This is a genomic window from Bacillus sp. ISL-35, from assembly GCF_018613355.1.
Classification (GTDB): domain Bacteria; phylum Bacillota; class Bacilli; order Bacillales; family Cytobacillaceae; genus Mesobacillus.
In genome coordinates this window covers 1-24,064 of the sequence record NZ_JAGGQK010000028.1, presented here as the reverse complement: position 1 = coordinate 24,064, position 24,064 = coordinate 1, and the positions used below count along the sequence as shown (strand labels likewise).

Genomic DNA, 24,064 nt, shown 5'->3' with positions numbered 1-24,064 from the left:
ACCAAATTTTTTAAATAGAAAGGGAGAGAGAATATGGCGAAAATGTACTATAACGGAGATGCGAATGAGGCTTATTTCAACGGAAAGAGGGTTGCGGTTGTCGGTTATGGATCACAGGGACATGCGCACGCACAAAATCTCCGTGACAGCGGCGTGGAGGTTGTCGTTGGCTTAAGACCAGGAAAGTCATGGGAAAAGGCTGCAGAAGATGGATTTGAAGTCAAGACGGTTGCTGAAGCAGTTGCATCATCAGATGTGGTTATGGTATTGCTTCCGGATGAGAGGCAAACTGCTGTATACAAAAATGAAATTGAGCCCCAGCTTTCAAATCAGGCTTTGATGTTTGCCCACGGTTTTAATGTCCATTTTAACCAGATCGTGCCGCCGGAAACTTGTGATGTGTTGCTGGTAGCTCCAAAAGGGCCGGGACATCTTGTCAGAAGGACATACGAGGAAGGGGCAGGTGTTCCAGCGCTTTTCGCCATCCATCAGGATGTAACAGGAGAGGCAAGGGAATTAGCACTCGCTTATGCAAAAGCAATTGGTGCATTGAGGGCCGGAGCGTTGGAAACAACCTTCAAGGAAGAAACGGAAACGGATCTATTCGGGGAGCAGGCAGTGCTTTGCGGCGGGTTGACTTCGCTCGTGAAATCGGGCTTTGAAACACTTGTCGAAGCAGGATACCAGCCGGAGCTGGCCTATTTTGAAACAATGCATGAGCTGAAGCTGATCGTTGATTTGATGTATGAAGGCGGATTGGAAGGAATGCGCTATTCCATCTCTGACACGGCGCAATGGGGCGATTTTGTCAGCGGGCCGAGAGTGGTCAATGACCAGGTGAAAGCGGAAATGAAAAAAGTTTTGACAGACATCCAGGAAGGAACCTTTGCAAAAGGCTGGATTGCAGAAAATGAAAACAACAGGCCGGTCTTCAATGCGATCAATGAAAAAGAAAACAGCCACCAGATTGAAGAGGTGGGAAGAGAACTGAGAAAGATGATGCCGTTTGTCAACAAACAAAAGCAGAGAGAAGTGGCTGCCAGTGCGAAGAATTAAAATTTTTGATACGACATTGAGGGACGGGGAGCAATCAGCGGGAGTCAATTTGAATTTCACGGAAAAACTGGAGATTGCCAGACAGCTTGAGCGGCTGAATGTCGATATCATCGAAGCCGGATTCCCGGCCGCTTCCAAAGGAGATTTTGCCTCGGTTGCTGAAATTGCCCGCGAGATCAAGGGCTGTTCAGTGACAGGCTTGGCACGATCGGTTTTGACGGATATTGACGCTGCCTGGGAAGCGTTGAAACATGGAGTGGAGCCAAGGCTGCACCTTTTTATCGCTACCTCGCCGATCCACAGGATTCACAAGCTGAAGCAGACAAAAGAAGAAGTGGTCGAAACGGCGGTAAGGACAGTCAAATATGCAGCAGCCAAATTCCCGGTGATCCAATGGTCTGCTGAGGACGCATGCCGCACCGAACTTGATTTTCTTGCAGAAATCGTGGAAGAGGTAATCCAGGCAGGGGCGAAGGTCATCAATATTCCTGACACTGTCGGATATATTTCGCCACAGGAATATGGACAGATTTTTACTTATTTGCGTGAGCATGTTCCTTCTATTAGTAAGGTCGAACTCTCTGCGCATTGCCACGATGATCTTGGGATGTCCATTGCCAACTCCCTTGCCGCTGTATCTGCAGGTGCTTCCCAGGTGGAAGGAACCATTAACGGAATTGGCGAGCGGGCCGGGAATGCAGCACTCGAGGAATTCGCTGTTGCACTCCATATCCGGAAAGATTTTTACGGAGCAGAAACAAGGATGAACTTGAAGGAAATCAGCAGAACGAGCAGCCTTGTCAGCAAGCTGACGGGAATGGCTGTTCCAGCGAACAAAGCGGTGGTCGGACGGAATGCATTCGCACATGAGTCGGGAATCCACCAGGACGGTGTGCTGAAAGAGAAAACGACTTATGAAATCATTTCTCCTGAGCTGGTTGGCTTACAGAATAATTCAATGGTTCTCGGAAAGCATTCAGGTCGCCATGCTTTCCGTAACAGGCTGAATGAAATCGGGCTATCGGTGCCGGATCATGAGATCAATCACTTATTCTCAGTTTTTAAGGAACTGGCAGACCGGAAAAAGGAAATGACCGATGATGACCTTGCAGCCATCATCCTCGAAGAAAAACTATCAAAAGAACAGCAGTATTACCGGCTCGATTCCATTCAGGTACAGTACGGGACCAACCAGGTACCTACCGCAACGGTCACCTTGTCTGGCTGTCAAAATGAAAAGATCCAGGAGGCATCTACAGGTTCCGGAAGTATCGAAGCTTTATATAATACGCTTGAAAAATGCGTGGAAGAAACAGCGAGTTTGCTAGATTACCGGATCCAGTCTGTCGGAGCGGGCAGGGATGCTCTGGCACAGGTATATGTAAAACTGGAATTCGGGGGAATCGAGACAAGCGGAAGAGGTCTCGCACAGGATGTGCTTGAAGCTTCGGCGAAGGCGTATTTGAATGCTGTCAATAGAGTCCTTTATATGGAAGAAACAAAGAAGGTTGCCGTAAACGGCTGATCAACAACTACTAAAATAGTGGAGGCGAGTGTAATGGAAAAAAGGATCGCGATCCTGCCAGGAGATGGCGTAGGCAAAGAAGTAAGCAGGGGGGCGGTCACCATCCTCCAGGCAGTAGCTGAGCTTTTTGGACACAAATTCCAATGTGTGTATGGGGAAATTGGCGGTGCAGCCATCGATGAATATGGAACCCCGCTTCCAGAACACACCCTGGATCTCTGTAAAGGCAGCGATGCTGTACTATTAGGAGCAGTAGGCGGCCCGAAATGGGACCGGATGCCAGGGCATATCCGCCCCGAAAAGGGATTGTTGAAAATCAGGAAAGAGCTGGGGTTATACGCAAATGTCCGGCCAGTCCAATACTACTCCAGCATTTCCGGTGTATCTCCGCTTCGCAAGGAAGTCGTCGAGGGAGCTGACATGGTGGTCGTCAGGGAACTGACAGGCGGGCTTTACTTCGGGAAGCCGAGTGAGCGGACAGTCCAAAAGGGTGAAGCTTCCGTAGTGGATACTTTGTTTTACCAAAAAAATGAGATGGAGAGAGTCATTCGCTACGCGTTCGAGCTGGCCGCCACGCGCAGAGGCAAGGTCACTTCTGTGGATAAGGCCAATGTCCTGGAATCAAGCCGAATGTGGCGGGAAACAGCTGAAGAAATCGCGACAGAGTTCCCGGATGTGAAGCTTGAACATATGCTTGTGGATAACGCAGCGATGCAGCTGATCAAAAATCCTCGGCAGTTCGATGTTATGGTTACGGAAAATATGTTTGGAGATATTTTAAGCGATGAAGCTTCAGTGCTGACCGGATCCCTTGGCATGCTGCCGTCAGCCAGCGTTTCAGTCCAGGGACCATATTTATATGAGCCGATCCATGGTTCGGCGCCAGATATCGCCGGAATGAATGCTGCCAACCCAATCGCGATGATCCTTTCAGCTGCGATGATGCTGAGAATGTCCTTTGGGCTGGATGAGGAAGCAGAAGCAGTCGAGAACGCCGTGAAGCAGGTCCTTGAATCAGGAAGCAGGACACGGGATATCGCTGTTTTGGGAAGCTTCCCGGTCACCACCGAACAAATGGCCGAAGAAATCAAAGCGGCCCTGCTCGATAATGAAGCGATTTTCAATATCATGGGCGCTTATGCTTAAAAGAGTAGTAATGATCTAACATCTAGCGTGTCAGCTTAAACCAATTGTTGTTAAAAATCCTTGGAAAGAAAAATCTATCTTTAAGCACAAATGAAAGGGGAGGGTATTTTGGGAAAAACGATCATTGAAAAAATCTGGGAGAAGCATGTCGTCCATATGGAAGAGGGCAGGCCGGACCTATTGTACATCGACTTGCATCTTGTCCATGAAGTGACCTCCCCACAGGCATTTTCAGGGCTGAGGATGAAAAATCGGACAGTAAGGAGGCCTGACCTGACATTTGCGACGATGGACCACAATGTTCCGACCCTTAATCGCCGGGAGATCAATGACAAGGTTGCCAGGAACCAGATGGACACATTAAGGAATAATTGCGAGGAGTTTGGCATTCCGCTCGCTGACCTTGACAGTCCGGAACAGGGAATCGTCCATGTCATCGGGCCAGAGCTCGGATTGACGAAGCCAGGAATGACCATCGTCTGCGGAGACAGCCACACATCGACACACGGAGCCTTCGGTTCACTTGCCTTTGGGATTGGAACAAGTGAGGTTGAACATGTTCTTGCTACGCAAACGCTCTGGCAGACAAAACCGAAAACATTGAAAATCGAAGTTTCCGGTTCGCTCGGTCCTGGAGTCAGCGCCAAAGATGTCATCCTTTTCATCATCAGTCAATATGGCGTCAAATTCGGTACTGGATATGTCATCGAATTTTGCGGCGATGTGATCAGGAATATGTCGATGGAAGAAAGGATGACGCTCTGCAATATGTCGATTGAGGGTGGGGCGAAAGCTTCAATCGTTGCTCCTGATAAAAAGACGTTCGCCTACCTTAATGGAAGGAAGTATGTACCACAGGGAGATGCGTTTCTCGACCAGATTCTTGAATGGCAGCAGCTAGCGTCTGATTCAGATGCTGAATATGACCATGTGATTGAGGTTGATGGTCAGGGAATCGCACCGATGGTCAGCTGGGGTACGAACCCAGCGATGACGGCGCCGGTGACGGAAAGAGTGCCATATTTAGCAGAGTGTGAAACGGAAGCAGAAAAGAAATCTGTTCAAAGAGCGTTTGAGTATATGGGACTTGAGGAAGGCCAGCTTATCAAAGATATCCATGTGACGAAAGTCTTTATCGGTTCCTGTACAAATTCAAGGATCGAGGATCTTCGTGCAGCCGCTGAGATTGTCAAAGGGAAGAAGGTTGCTGCCGGAGTCAATGCGATTGTCGTACCAGGTTCCCAGCAGGTGAAAAAGGCAGCAGAAGAAGAAGGCATTGCCGCTATTTTTATCGAAGCCGGATTTGAGTGGAGGGAATCAGGCTGCAGCATGTGCCTGAGCATGAATGCAGATATCGTACCAGCCGGAGAGCATTGCGCCTCCACGTCCAACCGAAACTTCGAAGGGAGACAGGGTGCTGGAGCGCGGACGCATCTAGTCAGCCCCGCCATGGCTGCTGCTGCCGCTCTTAATGGACATTTTGTCGATGTCAGGACGCTGGCTGGGGTAACGGTTTAGGTGGTTTTACAAAATAAAATAAATTCCAAAAGAAAAAATTTACGATGAAAGGAGCCTGAAATGTCCAGTTTTAAAGAAATGACAGGAAAAGCGGCTGCAATGGACCGGACCAACGTGGATACTGACCAGATCATACCGAAGCAATTCCTGAAAAGAATCGAAAAGACGGGGTTTGGTCAATATTTGTTTTACGACTGGCGCTTCAAGCCGGATGGTGAGCCAAATGAAAGGTTCGAACTCAATCACCCTGCAGCCCTGGGAGCATCGATTTTAATCGCCAACGAAAATTTTGGATGCGGCTCCTCCAGGGAACACGCGCCATGGGCATTGCAGGATTACGGGTTTCGGGTAATCATTGCTCCATCGTTTGCAGACATATTTAAGCAAAACTGCCTGAAGAATGGAATTCTCCCTGTGGTATTGTCTGAAAAGGAAGTATCCTATCTTCTTAAAAAAGCAGCCGGACAGGAGTATAATTTGACCGTTTCGCTTGAGCGGAAAAGTGTTCATGACAATGAGGGCTTCAAGGCTGAGTTCGAGATAACCCCATACTGGTATAATATGCTCCTGAATGGGTGGGACGAAATCGAATTGACTCTCCAGCTTGAAGGAAGCATTAAGGAATACGAGGATGGGTTTGTGAAGACCGGGTGCTAGTTTCCGGCAACAAGAAAAATTGTTCATTTGGCAACTAATTTTTATAAAATTGACTGATTCACAGGCTCTGCTTGTGAATCTTTTTGTTTTTTCCAGAAATCATGCTACACTTTCTAAAAAGCTGAAGTGCTAAATGGATTACCATATAGATATTTTTTTTAAAAAGTAAGGCGGTATGTGTATGAAAAAACGGGATGCAAATAAGGATAATCTAATCCTGTTTCCTGGTCTGGGAAAGCGGCTTTTGGAAAAAGGCCTGGATTATTTAAAACAGCAAAAGTACAGGGATGCCATTCAATGTCTTGAGCAGGCCCTGGAGCACGAACCTGAGAATAGCGATATATATGTAGGGCTCATACTCGTCCATTATGAAACGGGCAACCTCAAGCAGGCCAAGGAAATCGCGGCGGAGATGCTAAGGAGCGGCCGGGGTGATTATATCCAGGTGATTGAAATGTACTTGATGATCCTCGTCCAGTTAAATGAGTACCGTGAAGTAGTTACTACCATTGAAGGACTGCTGGAAGATCGGGAAATCCCGCCAGATAAGCATGAGCATTTCGTCAGGATGCTCGAGTTTGGGAGAAAGATGCAAGATGCCCCTCAAGAATATGAAACGGAAGAGGTTCATGAAGATGAAGCTCAAATTCACGATGATGAACAGGAAATCGCCAATCTGTTTGCCACAAACGACATCAATAAACAGGTTATGGCTTTAGCCAGCCTCACGAACGTGAATATTCGTCCATTCATCAAAATTTTGCAGGACTATTTGGTTTCACAAGAAGGCCACCCTTTTCTGAAAACCATGACGGTCAATATCTTGAGAGAACAAGAGTATTCAGAGGAAATTGCTATAAGTAAATTCGGCTGGGAAGAATCTTTTACTCCCGCCCATTTGCCTGATGTGAAGGAGTATATCGAGGACCGCGGAGTGCTTCAGTTGTTGGCCGATGAGATTGAAAATGACGATCCAGTATTGTATGAACAGGTGCAGAGCCTGGTTGAGCGGTATTTTTTCCTGATGTATCCGTTTAAAGCTCGTGTCGGCATGCCGGCTGCCTGGGCTGCTGCCGTTCATTTCATTGCCAACGAGTACTATGGATTTGATGATCCGCTTAACGAGTTTGCTAATCTTTATGGCAGTCACCATGATGAAGCAGCCAAGGTTCTTGAGTTTATCAGGGAGTTAGAAGAAATTTCTTACCCGATAATATAGTCCAGGCTGTTGAAACGAAATAAACCTGTGTTATAATGTAGTGGTTGTATTATGTAAAAATCATTCTATTTTACATTTTAATCTGGAATATTGCTTGGATAACAAGAGTATTCATCGTCGAATGAAAATGACAATAGATTATTGTTGGAGGGAACTGTATGTCTGCAAAGGTAGAAAAAAGAGAAGGGAACCAAACGGTTCTAACAATTGAAGTAGATGCAGAAAAGGTCAATAAAGGTCTTGACGCTGCATTCCAAAAAGTCGTTAAGCAAATTAACGTACCAGGATTCCGTAAAGGAAAAATGCCTCGCCAAATGTTCGAAAAGCGTTTCGGCGTAGAGTCTTTATATCAGGATGCAATTGATATCCTTCTTCCAGAAGCATATGCAAGTGCAATCGACGAAACTGGAATTGAGCCAGTTGACCGCCCTGAAATCGATGTTGAACAAATCGAAAAGGGCAAGAGCCTGATCTTCAAGGCAACTGTAACAGTTAAGCCGGAAGTAAAGCTTGGCGATTACAAAGGACTTGAAGTAGAAGCATTCGACACAAACGTTACAGATGAAGAAGTAGAGAATGAATTGAAAGCAATGCAAGAAAAGCAAGCTGAGCTTGTTGTTAAAGAAGAAGGCACAGCTGAAAATGGCGACAGTGTTGTCATCGATTTCGAAGGATTCGTTGATGGCGAAGCTTTCGAAGGCGGCAAAGCTGAAAACTATGCACTTGAACTTGGTTCAGGTTCATTCATCCCTGGGTTCGAAGAACAGCTAGTTGGAACAGCTACTGGCGAAGAAAAAGATGTAGAGGTTACTTTCCCAGAAGAGTACCATGCAGCTGAACTTGCTGGTAAGCCTGCAACTTTCAAAGTAAAAGTTCACGAAATTAAAGGAAAAGAACTTCCAGCTCTAGATGACGAGTTCGCTAAAGATGCTGACGAAGAAGTTGAAACTTTAGATGAGCTTAAAGCAAAAATCAAAGATCGTCTTGCACACGACAAAGCGCACCAGAAAGAACATTTCGAGCGCGACACTGTTGTTGAAAAGGCAGCGGCTAACGCTGAAATCGAAGTTCCTGAAGCGATGATCGACACTGAAATCGACCGCATGGTAAACGAATTCGAACAGCGCCTGCAAATGCAAGGCATGAACCTTGACCTGTACTACCAGTTCTCAGGACAAGATGAAGCTGCTCTTCGCGAACAAATGAAAGAAGAAGCTGCTACACGCGTTCGTGTGAACCTGACTCTTGAAGCAATCGCAAAAGCTGAAAACATCGAAGTAACTGATGAAGAAGTGAATGCAGAGCTTGAAAAGATGTCTGAAATGTACAATATGACTGCTGACCAGATCCAGGCAGCACTAGGCGGAAGCCTTGAAGGAATCAAAGGCGACCTTCAACTGAAAAAAGCAGTTGATTTCCTTGTAGAAAATAGTAAAACTGTTGCATAATAAGAGAAAAGCGGAGGCGACTGCTTAACTCCGACAAGCGCTGGAGGGCCTGCCAGTGAAGTCGTTCTTTGACTTCATTGGCAGGACCGAAGCGTCTCGAGGAGTTAGGAGCCGCAGCTAGACATTTCTCAAAGTGAATTTTATACTTAGTATATTAGATAGAAACAAGGCGCGAGTGAATCGTGCCTTGTTTTCTACCATTATCCCCAATATACATACATAATTTTTTAGCAATTTCCTGTAAGCCGATTTAATGGCCGGATTTATGGTTAAGATGATTTAGTACATATTTTTTTTTCGATTCATAAGCGCGAACCTGAAATGGCCGAGGGTTATTATTTCCTGTACCCTGGCAAAATATGATACAATGCAATACATACCTGCTACAATGCAGCAGAAAAACCGTTACTTAACTGTTCGTTTGCTTATGAATCGCAGCTTTATATATGTTTTAGAAGTTCTCAAGGGGTGAAGGCATTGTTCAAATTTAATGATGAAAAAGGACAGCTCAAATGTTCTTTCTGCGGCAAGACCCAGGATCAGGTCCGCAAACTGGTAGCCGGTCCAGGTGTCTATATCTGTGACGAGTGTATTGAATTGTGCACAGAAATCGTTGAAGAAGAACTAGGTACTGAAGAAGAAGTTGAGTTCAAGGATGTTCCGAAGCCACAGGAAATCCGCGATATCCTTAACGAGTATGTAATTGGCCAGGACCAGGCGAAGAAAAACCTGTCTGTAGCCGTTTACAACCACTATAAGCGTATCAACTCAAACAGCAAGATCGATGATGTTGAACTTTCAAAAAGTAATATTGCTATGATCGGGCCTACAGGCAGCGGTAAAACATTGCTTGCGCAAACATTGGCCCGCATTCTCAATGTTCCATTCGCGATCGCGGATGCAACATCATTAACTGAAGCAGGATATGTAGGTGAAGACGTTGAAAATATCCTGTTGAAATTGATCCAATCAGCTGATTATGATGTGGAAAAAGCTGAAAAAGGAATCATTTACATCGATGAAATCGATAAAATCGCAAGAAAATCCGAAAACCCATCTATTACAAGAGATGTGTCCGGTGAAGGTGTGCAGCAGGCGCTCCTTAAAATTCTTGAAGGAACAGTTGCAAGCGTACCGCCACAAGGTGGACGAAAGCATCCTCATCAGGAATTCATCCAGATTGATACGACGAATATCCTGTTCATTTGCGGCGGGGCATTCGATGGTATCGAGCAAATTATCAAACGCCGCCTTGGCCAGAAAGTAATCGGCTTCGGCTCCGAGAAAAAGGAAGAAGATCTAGACAAGAAGGAATTACTGTCAAAAGTGCTTCCAGAAGACTTGCTGAAATTCGGCTTGATCCCTGAATTCATCGGTCGTCTTCCGGTAATTGCCAGCTTGACTCCGCTTGATGAAGAAGCGCTAGTCGAAATCCTGACAAAACCGAAGAACGCACTTGTAAAACAGTATCAAAAAATGCTTGAGCTTGATGAGGTTGAGCTTGATTTTGAAGACGATGCACTCATTGAAATTGCCAAAAAGGCAATTGAACGCAAAACAGGTGCCCGCGGACTTCGTTCAATCATCGAAGGAATCATGCTTGATGTCATGTTCGACCTTCCATCCCGTGATGATATCGTTAAGTGTATCATCACCAAGGAAACAGTCGAAAACAACATGCCGCCAAAGCTAGTCCTTGAAGACGGCACAGTCCTGAAAGACGAAAGAAATTCAGCTTGATGCTTTTTAAACCCCGGTGAATGTTCACCGGGGTTTTTTTTGTATGCAGGAACTCATCTAGTAAGAACGAGTCAACTTCGGACAGGTTCAGTTGTAGAAGAGGAAAAGCTGTCAGAACTAGAGCCAGCTTCGGACAGGATTGGTAATGAAAGAGGAAAACCTGTCAGAACTAGGGCCAACTTGGGACAGGATTATTGTTGGAAGAGGAAAAGCTGTCCGAACTAGGGCGAACTTCGGACAGGATTAGTGGTGAAAGAAGAAAAGCTGTCCGAACTAGGGTCAACTTCGGACAGGATTGGTGATGAAAGAAGAAAAGCTGTCCGAACTAGGGCGAACTTCAGACAGGTTTAGTGGTGAAAGAAGAAAAGCTGTCCGAACTAGGGTCAACTTCGGACAGGATTGGTGATGAAAGAAGAAAAGCTGTCCGAACTAGAGCGAACTTCGGACAGGTTTAGCGGTAGAAGAGGAAAAGCTGTCAGAATCAGAGTCAACTTCGGACAGGATTAGTGTTGGAAGAGGAAAAGCTGTCCGAACTAGGGCGAACTTCAGACAGGTTTAGTGGTGAAAGAAGAAAAGCTGTCCGAACTAGGGTCAACTTCGGACAGGATTGGTGATGAAAGAAGAAAAGCTGTCCGAACTAGAGCGAACTTCGGACAGGTTTAGCGGTAGAAGAGGAAAAGCTGTCAGAATCAGGGCCGGATTCAGACAGGTTCAGTGTTGAAAGAGGAAAAGCTGTCCGAACTAGGGCCAACTTCGGACAGGTTTAGCGGTAGAAGAGGAAAAACTGTCAGAATCAGAGTCAACTTCGGACAGGTTCAGCGTTGAAAGAGGAAAAGCTGTCCGAACTATGGCGAACTTCGGACAGGTTTAGTGGTGAAAGAAGAAAAGCTGTCCGAACTAGGGTCAACTTCGGACAGGATTGGTGATGAAAGAAGAAAAGCTGTCCGAACTAGAGTCAACTTTGGACAGGTTTAGCGGTAGAAGAGGAAAAGCTATCAAAACCAGGGCCAACTTCGGACAGGTTTGATAAATAAAGAAGAAAAGCTGTCCGAACGATCTCTAATCCTCCCGACAAAACTTAAATAATCTCCTACCAAACCCGCTCACTGCAGGTGGAAAAATTCACTTGAAAATATTGTTTATTCCAACACTCTCAGGGGGATACTAGGTTAAAGCGAATAGTATCAACTTACGGGAGGGAATGTACATTGAGTTGGACCGGAATCGCCTTATTTATACAGCTGTTTTTCGGTATCATTATCGGGCTGTATTTCTGGAATCTATTAAGGAATCAGAGGACGCAAAAGGTATCAATTGATCGGGAATCCCGAAAGGAAATGGAACAGTTAAGAAAGATGAGGTCTGTGTCACTGAGTGAGCCGCTTGCTGAAAAAGTCAGGCCATCAAGCTTCAATGATATTGTCGGGCAGGAAGATGGAATAAAGGCATTGAAAGCTGCGTTATGCGGACCCAATCCTCAGCATGTCATCATTTACGGACCTCCTGGAGTAGGGAAAACCGCGGCAGCGAGACTGGTTTTGGAAGAAGCAAAGCAAAACCAAAAATCCCCCTTCAAAAAATCATCGGTATTCGTTGAACTGGATGCTACCACTGCCAGATTCGATGAAAGAGGGATTGCGGATCCTTTGATCGGTTCGGTGCATGACCCGATCTATCAAGGAGCCGGGGCAATGGGACAGGCCGGTATTCCTCAGCCTAAGCAAGGGGCGGTCACCAATGCACACGGCGGAGTTTTATTCATCGATGAGATCGGTGAACTGCATCCAATCCAGATGAACAAGCTGTTGAAAGTGCTGGAAGACAGGAAGGTATTTTTAGAGAGTGCGTATTATAATGAAGAGAACACGCAAATCCCGAGTCATATCCACGACATCTTCAAAAATGGGCTCCCGGCAGACTTCCGCCTTGTAGGCGCGACGACGAGAACTCCAAGCGAAATCCCTCCGGCAATCAGGTCAAGATGCATGGAAGTATTTTTCCGTGAGCTAACCGAAGAGGAAATTTCTGAAGTAGCCAGGAATGCAGCTGAAAAAGTACAGCTGAACATGAGTGAAAAAGCGATTGAGATTTTGTCAAACTATGCAAGGAATGGCCGTGAAGCGGTCAATATGGTTCAAATCGCCGCAGGGCTTGCCATAACGGATGATCGGACATACATCAAGGAAGAGGAAATTGAATGGGTCGTCCATTCAAGTCAGCTGACACCAAGAATGGAAAGGAAAATTAACGAAAAGTCAGCGGTTGGACTGGTAAATGGTCTGGCTGTATATGGCCCAAATACCGGCGCTCTTCTTGAAATCGAGGTAACCGTCATCAAGGCGAAGGAAAAAGGGTCCATAAATATCACTGGCATCGTAGATGAAGAAAGCATTGGCGGACAGGGAAAATCAATCCGCAGAAAAAGCATGGCGCGGGGTTCGATTGAAAATGTCATAACTGTCCTGAGGTCGATGGGCGTACCTGCAGATGAGTTTGACATCCACGTGAACTTCCCGGGGGGAACTCCGATTGATGGGCCATCTGCAGGAATTGCCATGGCAACTGGCATTTATTCAGCGATTTATAAAATCCCGATGGACAATACCGTTGCGATGACAGGTGAAATCAGCATCCATGGAAATGTGAAGCCGATTGGCGGGGTCTATCCAAAAGTGAAGGCTGCGAAAAAGGCAGGCGCCACAAAGGTCATCATTCCAAAGGAAAATGTTCAGACGATCCTGAATGAAATCACAGGAATTGAAATCATTCCCGTCACCCATCTGGATGAGGTATTTGAAATCGCTCTTTTAAAAGATCATCCGCGAGAGCAGATCATCAAGGCTGCGAGTGATCTAACCCAAAAAGAGACCAGCTGAATGGATAATGAAAAAGAACGCGTGTCTGCGTTCTTTTTTTATGGAGCTATTTATCTGACTCGCAGTGAAACGTGTTTATTTTTGCCTGAAAAAGGAAAAGGGATGGTAGCAGTATTTAAACAAAAGAAACTTCAAATTGAACCTCAAGTCCATCATGATTCGGACATATTTTAACAGAAATATCAGGATACTAATCATAAGAATGAAAACAGGGCAATCCGCTCTAGATATTAGACACTTGAAAACAAATACGATAGAATTGAACAACAAAGTATTATGGTTTGATACAATGCATGTTGGAGGTGCAATGTCATGGTGAACAAGAACGAATACACTGTCCCTCTCCTGCCGCTGCGCGGTTTGCTTGTGTATCCGACGATGGTCCTGCATTTGGATGTAGGCCGGGAAAAATCGGTACAGGCACTGGAGAAGGCGATGGTGGATGACCATTTGATCTATCTTACTACCCAAAAAGATATATCCATAGATGAGCCGGGCGAGGAAGACCTTTACCAGATGGGCACGCTTACCCGCGTCAAGCAGATGCTGAAGCTGCCTAACGGAACGATCCGCGTATTGGTGGAGGGTTTATCCAGAGCAGAAATCATTGAGCTTTTCGACGAAAATGATCACTTTTCCTGTAAAGTCAGAACGTTTGAAGACGATGACACGAAGGATGTCGAAGATGAAGCATTAATGAGGACGATGCTTGAGTATTTCGAACAATACATAAAAATGTCCAAGAAGATTTCTGCGGAAACGTATGCATCCGTTTCAGATATAGAGGAACCTGGTAGGATGGCGGATATCATTGCCTCACACCTGCCGCTAAAGCTGAAGGAAAAGCAGGAAATCCTTGAGACGATTGACGTAAAGGAACGGATGAACCGTGTCATCGAAATCATCCACAATGAAAAAGAGGTGCTTGGCCTTGAGAAGAAAATCGGCCAGCGCGTAAAGCGTTCAATGGAGCGGACCCAGAAGGAATATTACCTTCGTGAGCAAATGAAGGCCATCCAGAAAGAGCTTGGCGATAAGGAAGGCAAGACGGGTGAAATATCCGAGCTTACCGAAAAAATCGAGCTTGCCGGAATGCCTGATCATGTGAAGGAAACAGCGTTGAAGGAACTTGACCGTTACGAAAAAGTTCCGACAACCTCTGCTGAAAGTGCCGTAATCCGCAATTACATTGAATGGCTGGTTGCTTTGCCATGGTCTAAATCCACTGAGGATGACCTTGATATCAGCAAGGCAGAGAAAATCCTAGATAAGGACCATTACGGACTTGAAAAAGTAAAGGAAAGAGTCCTAGAATATTTGGCTGTCCAGAAACTGACGAATTCTTTGAAAGGGCCGATCCTTTGCCTGGCTGGACCTCCAGGGGTAGGGAAAACAAGTTTGGCCAAATCGATTGCCAAGTCCCTGAACCGGAATTTTGTCCGCATTTCCCTGGGCGGAGTGCGTGATGAGTCAGAAATTCGCGGCCATAGAAGGACCTATGTAGGTGCGATGCCTGGACGGATCATCCAGGGCATGAAAAAAGCGGGTACCATCAACCCTGTTTTCCTTCTGGATGAAGTCGATAAAATGTCCAGTGATTTCCGCGGCGATCCATCTTCTGCGATGCTCGAGGTACTGGATCCGGAGCAGAACCATAACTTCAGCGACCATTATATTGAAGAGACGTATGATCTATCGAAAGTCATGTTCATCGCTACAGCCAATAATCTCTCCACCGTTCCAGGGCCATTGCTCGACAGGATGGAGATCATCAATATTGCTGGCTATACCGAGCTGGAAAAGCTGCATATTGCCAAAGACCATTTGCTTCCTAGACAGATCAAAGACCATGGATTATCAAAATCCCAGCTTCAAATGAAGGATGAAGCGATCACAAAGGTGATCCGTTATTATACCCGTGAATCCGGTGTCCGCTCTCTTGAAAGACAGCTTGCCTCAATCTGCAGGAAAACGGCGAAAATCGTAGTTTCCGGTACGAAAAAGCGCGTGATTGTGAGCGAGAAGAATGTAGAGGAATTCCTTGGAAAAACCAAGTTCAGGTATGGACAGGCAGAATTGGAAGACCAGGTTGGCGTTGCCACCGGACTTGCTTATACTACGGTCGGCGGAGATACGCTGCAGATCGAAGTTTCTTTATCTCCAGGAAAAGGGAAACTGGTCCTGACTGGAAAGCTTGGCGACGTCATGAAGGAATCGGCGCAGGCAGCATTCAGCTATGTCCGTTCAAAAGCGAAGGATCTGGACATCGACCCGGATTTCCATGAGAAAAATGATATTCACATCCACGTCCCAGAAGGAGCTGTCCCAAAAGATGGACCTTCAGCGGGGATTACGATTGCTACTGCACTCGTTTCGGCTTTATCAGGAAAGCCAATCCGCAGGGAAGTAGGAATGACAGGAGAAATAACTTTAAGAGGACGGGTTCTGCCGATCGGCGGCCTCAAAGAAAAATCTTTGAGCGCACACAGGGCAGGTCTGACAAAGGTTATTTGTCCAAAAGATAATGAAAAAGATATTGACGATATTCCTGAAAGTGTACGTAAGGAGCTTGAATTTGTGTTAGTTTCACATGTAGATGAAGTATTGAAGCACGCTCTTGCCAGCGGTGATTCTCAATGAAGGTAAATAGCGCAGAAATCGTGATCAGTGCTGTAAGGCCGAACCAGTATCCGGAAAGCAATCTTCCGGAGTTCGCCCTTGCAGGACGGTCGAATGTTGGTAAATCTTCTTTTATCAATAAAATGCTTAACAGGAAGGCACTTGCCAGGACTTCCTCGAAGCCGGGCAAGACACAGACCTTGAATTTTTACTTGATCAATGAAATGCTGCATTTTGTTGATGTTCCAGGATACGGATATGCTAAAGTATCGAAATCTGAACGCGAAGCATGGGGGAAGATGATTGAAACCTACATCACATCGCGCGAGCAGCTTAAGGCTGTGCTGCTAATCGTAGACCTTAGGCATCCGCCTTCAAAGGACGATGTCATGATGTATGATTTTCTAAAGCATTATGGAATCCCGGTTATTATCATTGCTACAAAAGCGGACAAAATTCCAAAATCCAAGTGGCAAAAGCACTTGAAGATCACTAAAGAAACCCTTGATTTAGACCCTGAGGATACAATCATCCTCTTCTCTTCAGAAACAGGTGAAGGGAAAGACAAAGCGTGGTCAGTCATGGGAAGCTTTATGAGATAAAGTGAATATGAATAAGAAGAACCCGCACAATGATCAACATCTGTGCGGGTTCTTCTTATTTTTTCTTAATGAATAACAAGTACAGTCCAATCAGTATTAATGCCGCAGGCCAGAACCTCCATACCGTCGCAACCCCATTTTCCAATAATCCGAGCCATGCAGTGACTCTGTCATAAAACAGCAGCAAACCTGCTAAAATGAGAAAGAGGACTCCATGGAACAAGCCATTGCCGGTTTTCTGATAACGCAGCAAGAAACCAAGGGCAATGATTAAGATAAAGGCTCCCAGATGATCGGGCCAAAGCTCGAACTTATTAACTACATGAAAATGAATACCAAAGCCAACCAGGATCACACCCGGGAATATGGATTCATAATCCCTTCCCCAATATCCCTGGACCAAAAAGGCGGCTCCGACGATGATCAACAGTGTCGGCCACGTATAAAACTCATTGAACAGCGTAATGTTTTCCTGCTGGAGATAAAAATAAATCCCAAAACCAATCAGGATTATTCCGGGTATGATTTTCTGATTTTTCATTCTTCCACCACTTCCAATAAGGCTCACTTGAATTAAAGGACAAACTTTGATAAGGTACATTAGGGAGTATGTTTAGTTGCTTTATAGATAGTATAAAAGTATAACAAGCATACAGGCAAAGTAGTTCAATTTAATCAATGCTATTATATAAATGTAATTTCAAGAGTTGTTCACATTTACAACGTTAAAAGTGGAAAAACTCATGTATAATTGCCTTAGCCAATTATGCAATTTCTATGTGGGGGTGTCAATTCATAATGCATATTATCGTTGTCGGTCTTAACTATAAAACTGCCCCTGTCGAAATCCGCGAAAGGTTGACATTTAATGAAGCGAATCTTGGAGAAGCTATGAGCGCTCTCCAGCAAAAGAAAAGCATCCTTGAGAATGTCATCGTATCAACATGCAACCGTACAGAAATATACGCTGTCGTGGATCAGCTTCACACTGGCAGATATTATATCAAAGAGTTTTTATCTGAATGGTTCGGGATCCCTCAGGCAGAATTCACGCCATTCCTGTTCATCTACGAACAGGATGGAGCGATAGAACATTTATTCAAGGTGTCATGCGGCTTGAATTCAATGGTACTTGGTGAGACCCAGATCCTTGGACAGGTACGTTCAAGCTTCATGCTGGGCCTTGAAGGCAACACGACTGGAACTGTTTTCAATCAGTTATTCAAGCAGGCAGTCACGCTGTCAAAACGTGGCCATTCCGAAACGGATATCGGCGCGAACGCTGTGTCAGTCAGCTATGCGGCTGTTGAATTAGCCAAGAAGATTTTCGGCACGTTAGAACAAAAGCATGTGCTGATTCTTGGGGCAGGCAAAATGGGTGAGCTTGCCATCCAAAACCTTCATGCTAATGGTGCGAGGAAAGTGACGGTCATCAACCGTACTTACCAGAAGGCGGAAGACTTGGCCAATCGTTTTTCTGGAGTTGCCAAGAGCCTGGATGAACTCCAGACTGCACTGGCTGATGCAGATATCCTGATCAGTTCGACAGGGGCCAAGGATTTTGTTGTCACAAAGGATATGATGGCGAATGTCGAGCAAAAGCGAAAAGGAAAGCCATTATTTATGGTGGATATCGCTGTTCCGCGTGACCTGGATCCGGAAATCGCAACATTGGAAAATGTCTTCCTATATGATATAGATGACCTGGAAGGGATTGTCGAAGCGAATCTGCAGGAACGCCAGAAAGCTGCTGAGAAGATCCTGATCATGATCGAAGGCGAGATTGTTCAATTCAAGCAATGGCTTAACACTCTAGGTGTTGTACCGGTCATTTCTGCGTTGAGAGTCAAAGCCCTTTCGATCCAGGAAGAGACAATGAATAGCATTGAACGGAAACTGCCGCATCTGTCTGATCGGGATAAAAAGGTGCTGAACAAGCATACAAAGAGTATCATCAACCAGCTTCTGAAAGACCCAATCCTGCAGGCCAAGGAGCTTGCGGCTGGTCCTGATGCAGAAGATGCTCTTGAACTTTTCGTCAAGATTTTTAATATTGAACAGCTCGTCGCAGAACAAGAAGGAATGAAAACGGCTGAGACAAAGCAGGTAAATGTTCCTTCGCCTCAGGCTTCATTTCAGCCATAAGGGGTGGTGCCCATGGGTGATCTTTATATTACGCGTCTCCATGAAATAACCATTGTGATTTATGCGGCCAGCGTGCTCTTATATTTCATCGATTTTCTTAACCGTAACCGGAGGGCGAATAAAGTTGCCTTCTGGTTACTTGCATTTGTATGGGGATTCCAGACGGTTTTCCTGGTATATTACATGGTCGAGACAGGCCGGTTCCCGGTCCTGACTCTTTTTGAGGGGCTCTACTTTTATGCATGGGTGCTGGTTACGCTGTCGCTGGCAATCAATAAACTGCTGAAAGTGGATTTCATTGTTTTTTTCACGAATATCCTGGGTTTCATCATCATGGCAATCCATACCTTCGCCCCGGTGCAATACGACTCCAATGTCATGTCCGAGCAGCTGGTATCAGAGCTTCTGCTCATCCATATCACAATGGCGATCCTGTCTTATGGGGCTTTTTCTATCTCATTCGTCTTTTCGCTGTTATATCTTATCCAATATGACCTTTTAAAGAGGAAAAAGTGGGGTAAGCTGTTATGGAGGATATCCGATTTAACGCGGCTCGACTATTGGTCTTACATATTGAACGTCATTGGGGTGCCGATGCTGATCCTAAGCCTCATCCTTGGGCTGCAATGGGCATGGATCAAGGTTCCCGATCTTGCCTGGTATGATGCCAAGCTATTAGGCTCGTTCATCGTCCTTGCAGTCTATAGCATTTACCTTTACTTGAGGGTCGGCAAAGAGATGTATGGGAAATCGCTTGCCCTATTGAATATTGCATCGTTCCTGATCGTATTAATTAACTTCTTTCTTTCTGGAAAATTATCTTCTTTCCATTTTTGGTATCAATAAATAGGAGGCTGTCATGAGAAAAATTATCGTTGGCTCCAGACGGAGTAAGCTCGCATTGACACAAACAAACTGGGTAATACAACAGCTTAAAAATTTAGGTGCTCCTTTTGAATTTGAAGTGAAGGAAATTGTGACCAAGGGGGATAAAATCCTCGATGTCACACTTTCTAAAGTCGGAGGAAAAGGGCTTTTCGTAAAAGAGATTGAGCAGGCAATGCTTGATAAAGAGATTGATATGGCTGTACATAGCATGAAGGATATGCCGGCAGTATTGCCGGAAGGACTTGTCATTGGGTCTATCCCTGAGAGGGAAGATCACCGCGATGTCTTGATTTCAAACGGCCATGTTCCTTTCAAAGAATTACAACCAGGTTCTGTTATCGGAACAAGCAGCCTTCGCAGAAGTGCCCAGCTTTTGGCTCAGCGTCCTGATCTTGAAATGAAATGGATTCGCGGAAATATCGATACAAGGATTTCAAAGCTGGAAACAGATGACTATGATGGGATCATCCTTGCTGCGGCCGGTTTGAAACGGATGGGATGGGCAAGTGATGTCGTCACTGAATTCATCGATCCGGACATCTGTGTGCCGGCAGTTGGCCAGGGAGCGCTTTCGATTGAGTGCCGCGGCGATGATACAGAACTTCTTGAGCTTCTTGAAAAATTCACTTCAGCAGAAACAAGTGCGACAGTAAGAGCAGAAAGGTCATTCCTTCACAAAATGGAGGGCGGCTGCCAGGTTCCGATTGCCGGATATGCTCACCTGAACGACCAGGAGGAAATCGTCCTGACAGCCCTTGTTGGATCTCCGGATGGAAAGACGATCATCAAGGAGCAGGTTACTGGAACTAATCCAGAGGAGCTTGGAGAGCTTGCTGCAGACAAATTGATCAGCCAGGGTGCGAAAGAGTTGATCGACAAGGTAAAGCAGGAGCTTGATAGTGAATGATAGCCCCTTTTTCGCTGCAAAATAGAACAGTATTGATTCCAAGGGGAAAGGCCCATTCAAAGCCTTTCTCCGAATTGGTTGCTAGAAATGGAGGGATTCCGGTGGAAATCCCTCTTATTGCCTTTCAACCGGTTGCAGCTTCGGAAAAATTGCTTCATGCACTTGCAGAATTACATATTTATGATTGGATCATTTTCACCAGCAATGTAACGGTGGAAACCTTTTTTTCTTTTTTTGAAAAAAATAGGCCGTCGCTTCCTAAAATAGCGGTCATTGGAGACAAAACGAGAGCTTCCCTCGAGGATAGGGGAGAACAGGTGGATTTTATGCCTGAAGAGTATGTGGCAGAAGGATTCGTGGAAGAATTTTTGCCATATGTGAAGGCTGGCGACAAAATCCTCATCCCAAAAGGAAACCTGGCCAGGGACTATATCTCTTCGTCCTTGAAAGAAAAGGGAGCCGTCGTCGAAGAACTCATTATCTATGAAACCTATCTTCCAGGAGACAGCCGTGACAAGCTCGTTCAGATGCTAACTGATGAAAGACTTGATATACTTACATTTACAAGCCCTTCTACGATTGATCATTTTATGGGAATCGTTGAAGAACATAATTTAAGAGGCAAGCTGGCGCGTTGCCTCATTGCCTGCATCGGCCCAGTGTCCAAAAGGAAGGCCGAGCAATGGGGGTTAAAGGTCCATGCTATGCCAGAGAAATACACTGTTGAAGAGATGCTGAAAAGCATTGCCAAGTATATACAAATTGGAGGGTAAATGATGAAACACCTTGAATTCAGCCGCCATCGCCGTCTTCGCCAGTCAGCGAATATGCGCGCACTTGTACGTGAAAACTATCTTCGAACTGAAGACTTGATCTACCCGCTTTTCGTCGTTGAAGGAGAGAATGTGAAAAAAGAAGTTTCTTCAATGCCGGGAGTCTATCAATTATCTCTTGATAATTTAAAAGAGGAAATGACTGAAGTGGATTCTTTGGGTATCAAGTCAGTGCTGCTTTTCGGCGTTCCTGACGAAAAAGATGAAGTAGGCTGTCAGGCGTATCATGACCACGGTATTCTGCAGGAAGCAATCCGAGTCATCAAAAAGGATTTTCCAGAAATGATTGTCATTGCCGATACATGCCTGTGTGAATACACAAGCCATGGCCATTGCGGCGTCATCGAGGATGGCAAGGTCTTGAATGACCCATCATTGGAACTGCTTGGCAAGACAGCTGTCAGCCAGGCGAAGGCCGGAGCAGATATCATCGCACCATCAAACATGATGGACGGTTTCGTTGCTGCGATTCGCTTTGCTCTTGATGAAGCAGGATTCGAGGATGTGCCGATCATGTCCTATGCAGTAAAATACTCCTCTGCATTTTACGGTCCATTCCGTGAAGCGGCAGAAAGCACACCGCAGTTCGGTGACCGCAAATCCTACCAGATGGATCCGGCAAATCGCATTGAAGCAATGCGTGAAGCTGAATCCGATGTAGTGGAAGGTGCTGACTTCCTGATCGTCAAGCCGGGGATGCCTTACCTTGATATCGTCCGCGATGTGAAAAATAACTTTAACCTGCCAGTTGTCATCTATAATGTCAGCGGGGAATATTCAATGGTTAAAGCAGCTGCACAAAACGGCTGGGTTGACGAAAAGAGCATCGTCATGGAAATGCTGACAGGAATGAAGCGTGCCGGTTCAGACCTGATCATCACCTACCATGCGAAGGATGCAGCGCGCTGGCTGAAGGAACAGTAATCATGCTTCTTGCTGCAGGACTTCAGTTAGCTGATTCTGTAAAAAAAGAGGCAGACAATCAAAAGAAATGAGGGATATTATGCGCTCATATAATAAATCGATTGAAGCTTTCAAAGAAGCAAAAGATCTTTTGCCAGGCGGAGTTAACAGCCCTGTCCGCGCGTTCAAATCCGTTGATATGGATCCAATTTTCATGGAAAAAGGCAAGGGGTCAAAAATCTATGATATTGATGGCAATGAATATATTGACTATGTATTATCATGGGGACCACTCATCCTTGGCCACACAAATGACAGAGTCGTCGAGGGAATCAAGAAAGTAGCAGAGCTTGGGACAAGCTTCGGTGCACCAACAGTCGTGGAGAACGAGCTTGCACAGCTTGTCATTGACCGCGTGCCATCGATCGAAATGGTCAGGATGGTATCATCAGGAACAGAAGCAACGATGAGTGCATTGCGCCTGGCGCGCGGCTACACTGGCCGGAATAAAATCCTTAAATTTGAAGGATGCTACCACGGCCATGGCGATTCGCTGCTTATCAAAGCTGGCTCAGGGGTCGCTACACTTGGCTTGCCTGACAGCCCTGGAGTTCCTGAGGGTGTCGCTAAAAACACGATTACGGTGCCTTATAACGATCTTGAAAGCGTCCGTTACGCATTCGAACAGTATGGTGAGGATCTTGCCGGCGTGATCGTAGAGCCGGTAGCCGGCAATATGGGCGTCGTGCCGCCAGTTGAAGGCTTCCTTGAAGGCTTGCGTGAAATTACAAGCCAGTACGGAACAGTATTGATCTTTGATGAGGTCATGACAGGCTTCCGTGTAGGCTATAACTGTGCTCAGGGATACTTTAATGTAACCCCTGACCTGACATGCCTTGGAAAGGTAATCGGCGGAGGACTTCCTGTAGGAGCTTACGGCGGAAAGAGAGAAATCATGGAGCAAATCGCCCCGAGCGGACCGATTTACCAGGCGGGTACATTATCTGGGAACCCACTGGCCATGACAGCCGGACTCGAAACGTTGAAGCAGCTGACTCCGGAATCCTACAAAGAATTTGAGCGCAAAGCTGACATTCTTGAAACAGGACTGAAAGCCGCGGCCGAAAAATACGGAATCCCGCATACCATCAACCGCGCAGGCTCCATGATCGGCATCTTCTTCACCAACGAAAATGTCATCAACTACGAAGTGGCCAGGACATCGAATCTTGAATTCTTCGCGGCCTACTACCGTGAAATGGCAAACGAAGGAGTATTCTTGCCGCCATCACAATTTGAAGGCCTGTTCCTGTCAACAGCACACACAGACGAAGACCTGCAAAAAACAATCGAAGCAGCCGAAAAAGCATTTGCCAAGCTGCAGAATATGTAAATGAAATTGGACACTCTCAATATTTTGGGAGTGTCTTTTTTAATTGTCTGAATGATTCAGACAAAACCTTGTGTCGATTCTGTAATTTTGTCTTAAGTAGTACCAGGTTCAGACAAAACCTAAAGGTAATCCCGTAACTTTGTCCGAAGTAGCCTCAAGTTCGGACAAAACCTAGAGGTAATTCCGTAACTTTGTCTGAAGTAGTACCAGGTTCGGACAAAACCTAAAGGTAATCCCGTAACTTTGTCCGAAGTAGCCTCAGGTTCGGACAAAACCTAGAGGAAATGCCGGAACTTTGTCTGAAGTAGCCCCAGGTTCGGACAAACCGTAGAGGTAATCGCGTAACTTTGTCCGAAGTAGCTTCAGGTTCGGACAAAACCTAGAGGTAATTCCGTAACTTTGTCCGAAGTAGCTCCAGGTTCGGACAAAACCTAGAAGTAAACCCGTAACTTTGTCCGAAGTAGCTCCAGGTTCGGACAAAACTTAGAGGTAATCCAGTAACTTTTTCCGAAATAGCCCCAGGTTCGGACAAAACCTAGAGGTAATCCCGTAACTTTGTCCAAAGTAGCTCCAGGTTCAGACAAACAAT

19 protein-coding genes are annotated in these 24,064 nt (G+C 45.7%); 18 read left to right on the top strand and 1 reads right to left on the bottom strand.

Translation table 11 applies throughout. The features are described 5' to 3' along the window. Positions 1-33: 33 nt before the first annotated feature. The 12 genes from ilvC (at position 34) to yihA (ending at position 16,406) form a co-directional block, all read left to right on the top strand. Positions 34-1,056 (top strand): ketol-acid reductoisomerase, encoded by a 1,023-nt coding sequence (gene ilvC / locus J7E38_RS23165; protein WP_214704734.1) that lies wholly within the window; start codon positions 34-36, stop codon positions 1,054-1,056. Next, positions 1,043-2,581, top strand: a complete 1,539-nt coding sequence (locus J7E38_RS23160) for a 2-isopropylmalate synthase (RefSeq protein ID WP_214704733.1) — start codon at positions 1,043-1,045, stop codon at positions 2,579-2,581. Before ilvC ends, J7E38_RS23160 begins: the two co-directional genes overlap by 14 nt. A 33-nt stretch (positions 2,582-2,614) precedes the next feature. Then, the gene (leuB, locus tag J7E38_RS23155; protein ID WP_214704732.1) at positions 2,615-3,727 is read left to right on the top strand and encodes a 3-isopropylmalate dehydrogenase; all 1,113 of its coding nucleotides are present in this window, start codon (positions 2,615-2,617) and stop codon (positions 3,725-3,727) included. Between the two features lie 105 nt (positions 3,728-3,832). Then, complete coding sequence (gene leuC, locus J7E38_RS23150) at positions 3,833-5,245, top strand: 3-isopropylmalate dehydratase large subunit (RefSeq protein WP_483297189.1); 1,413 nt, start codon at positions 3,833-3,835, stop codon at positions 5,243-5,245. A 60-nt stretch (positions 5,246-5,305) separates the two neighbouring features. Then, entirely contained in the window at positions 5,306-5,902 is a 597-nt protein-coding gene (gene leuD, locus J7E38_RS23145) for a 3-isopropylmalate dehydratase small subunit (protein WP_214704730.1), read from the top strand. Between the two features lie 181 nt (positions 5,903-6,083). Next, positions 6,084-7,121: a tetratricopeptide repeat protein gene (locus J7E38_RS23140; RefSeq protein WP_214704729.1), complete on the top strand. Its 1,038-nt coding sequence runs from the start codon at positions 6,084-6,086 to the stop codon at positions 7,119-7,121. A gap of 158 nt (positions 7,122-7,279) precedes the next feature. Continuing rightward, positions 7,280-8,569 (top strand): trigger factor, encoded by a 1,290-nt coding sequence (gene tig / locus J7E38_RS23135; RefSeq protein ID WP_214704728.1) that lies wholly within the window; start codon positions 7,280-7,282, stop codon positions 8,567-8,569. Positions 8,570-9,046: 477 nt separating this feature from the next. Next, positions 9,047-10,309 carry an ATP-dependent protease ATP-binding subunit ClpX gene (clpX, locus tag J7E38_RS23130; protein ID WP_214704727.1) on the top strand — a complete coding sequence of 421 codons (1,263 nt, stop codon included), beginning with the start codon at positions 9,047-9,049 and terminating at the stop codon, positions 10,307-10,309. A gap of 1,208 nt (positions 10,310-11,517) precedes the next feature. Next, positions 11,518-13,185: an ATP-dependent protease LonB gene (gene lonB / locus J7E38_RS23125; RefSeq protein WP_214704726.1), complete on the top strand. Its 1,668-nt coding sequence runs from the start codon at positions 11,518-11,520 to the stop codon at positions 13,183-13,185. Beyond that, positions 13,186-13,359: a hypothetical protein gene (locus tag J7E38_RS23120; RefSeq protein ID WP_214704725.1), complete on the top strand. Its 174-nt coding sequence runs from the start codon at positions 13,186-13,188 to the stop codon at positions 13,357-13,359. A 138-nt stretch (positions 13,360-13,497) separates the two neighbouring features. After that, entirely contained in the window at positions 13,498-15,825 is a 2,328-nt protein-coding gene (gene lon, locus J7E38_RS23115) for an endopeptidase La (protein ID WP_214704724.1), read from the top strand. Beyond that, positions 15,822-16,406 carry a ribosome biogenesis GTP-binding protein YihA/YsxC gene (gene yihA, locus J7E38_RS23110; RefSeq protein WP_214704723.1) on the top strand — a complete coding sequence of 195 codons (585 nt, stop codon included), beginning with the start codon at positions 15,822-15,824 and terminating at the stop codon, positions 16,404-16,406. The genes lon and yihA overlap by 4 nt, the downstream gene beginning before the upstream one ends. A gap of 55 nt (positions 16,407-16,461) precedes the next feature. Here yihA and J7E38_RS23105 read toward each other — a convergent pair whose 3' ends face one another. Continuing rightward, positions 16,462-16,947, bottom strand: a complete 486-nt coding sequence (locus tag J7E38_RS23105; protein ID WP_214704722.1) for a LiaI-LiaF-like domain-containing protein — start codon at positions 16,945-16,947, stop codon at positions 16,462-16,464. Positions 16,948-17,204: 257 nt separating this feature from the next. Here J7E38_RS23105 and hemA point away from each other — a divergent pair, with 257 nt between their 5' ends. The 6 genes from hemA (at position 17,205) to hemL (ending at position 23,475) form a co-directional block, all read left to right on the top strand. Then, positions 17,205-18,551, top strand: a complete 1,347-nt coding sequence (gene hemA, locus J7E38_RS23100) for a glutamyl-tRNA reductase (RefSeq protein WP_214704721.1) — start codon at positions 17,205-17,207, stop codon at positions 18,549-18,551. Between the two features lie 12 nt (positions 18,552-18,563). Continuing rightward, positions 18,564-19,397 carry a cytochrome C assembly family protein gene (locus tag J7E38_RS23095; RefSeq protein WP_214704720.1) on the top strand — a complete coding sequence of 278 codons (834 nt, stop codon included), beginning with the start codon at positions 18,564-18,566 and terminating at the stop codon, positions 19,395-19,397. Between the two features lie 13 nt (positions 19,398-19,410). Continuing rightward, positions 19,411-20,346, top strand: a complete 936-nt coding sequence (hemC, locus tag J7E38_RS23090) for a hydroxymethylbilane synthase (protein ID WP_214704719.1) — start codon at positions 19,411-19,413, stop codon at positions 20,344-20,346. Then, entirely contained in the window at positions 20,343-21,119 is a 777-nt protein-coding gene (locus J7E38_RS23085) for a uroporphyrinogen-III synthase (RefSeq protein ID WP_215038992.1), read from the top strand. Before hemC ends, J7E38_RS23085 begins: the two co-directional genes overlap by 4 nt. A 3-nt stretch (positions 21,120-21,122) precedes the next feature. Next, positions 21,123-22,103: a porphobilinogen synthase gene (hemB, locus tag J7E38_RS23080; protein ID WP_214704822.1), complete on the top strand. Its 981-nt coding sequence runs from the start codon at positions 21,123-21,125 to the stop codon at positions 22,101-22,103. A 79-nt stretch (positions 22,104-22,182) separates the two neighbouring features. Further along, positions 22,183-23,475: a glutamate-1-semialdehyde 2,1-aminomutase gene (hemL, locus tag J7E38_RS23075; protein ID WP_214704717.1), complete on the top strand. Its 1,293-nt coding sequence runs from the start codon at positions 22,183-22,185 to the stop codon at positions 23,473-23,475. Positions 23,476-24,064: the final 589 nt, after the last annotated feature.